This is a genomic window from Kitasatospora nipponensis, assembly GCF_039528135.1.
Taxonomy (GTDB): Bacteria; Actinomycetota; Actinomycetes; order Streptomycetales; family Streptomycetaceae; genus Kitasatospora; species Kitasatospora nipponensis.
In genome coordinates this window covers 1-849 of record NZ_BAAALF010000596.1, presented here as the reverse complement: position 1 = coordinate 849, position 849 = coordinate 1, and the positions used below count along the sequence as shown (strand labels likewise).

At 67.6% G+C, this 849-nt stretch carries 2 protein-coding genes; both read left to right on the top strand.

Annotated features, from left to right (window positions below; genetic code table 11):
- The coding region (locus ABD323_RS42130; protein WP_344447351.1) for an aldo/keto reductase at window positions 1-417 on the top strand (417 nt) is incomplete at its 5' end.
- On the top strand, window positions 417-849 hold a 433-nt coding region (locus ABD323_RS42125; RefSeq protein WP_344447350.1), incomplete at its 3' end, for a heterodisulfide reductase-related iron-sulfur binding cluster. The genes ABD323_RS42130 and ABD323_RS42125, both read left to right, overlap by 1 nt.

Genomic DNA, 849 nt, shown 5'->3' with positions numbered 1-849 from the left:
CTGCTGGCCGGGCGTTACACCCTGCTCGACCACAGCGGCCTGGCCGAACTCCTGCCGCTGGCCGACGAACGCGGCGTCGGCGTCGTCATCGGCGGTGTCTTCAACTCGGGTCTGCTCGCCGACCCGAAGCCCGGTGCGACCTTCGACTACGCCACCGCGCCCGCCGAGTTGGTGCAACGAGCGCTCGATCTCAAGGCGGTCTGTGAGAGCCACGGTGTGCCGCTGCGCGCCGCCGCGCTGCGGTTCCCGTTCGGGTATCCGGCTGTTGCGTCGGTCCTGGTCGGTACGCGTAGCGCGGGGGAGGTCGAGGACGCCGCGGCTATGCTCCAGCTCCCGATCCCGGCAGCGTTGTGGACGGATCTCAAAGAACGCGGGCTGCTGCCGCCCGACGTCCCGGTCCCGGTGGAGGTGGGCTGATGCGGATCGCCCTGTTCATCACCTGCTTCAACGACACCATGTTTCCGGAGACGGGCCGGGCGGTGGTGACGGTGTTGGAGCGGCTCGGTCATACGGTGGAGTTTCCGCAGGAGCAGACCTGTTGTGGGCAGATGCACTTCAACACGGGCTATCGCCCGGATGCGGTGCCGTTGGTGGCTCGGTTCGCCCGGACTTTCGGTGACTATGACGCGGTGGTGACGCCGTCGGCGTCGTGCGCCGGTATGGTCCGGGAGAATCATCCGCGGCTGGCGGAGGAGTACAGTCCGCCGGCGCTGGTCCGTCAGGTCGCTGAACTGGTGCCGCGGGTGCACGAGTTCACGGAGTTCCTGACCGATGTGCTGGGTGTCACGGACGTTGGTGCGTCCTTCCCGCACAAGGTTGCCTATCACCCGACCTGTCACTCGTTGCGGG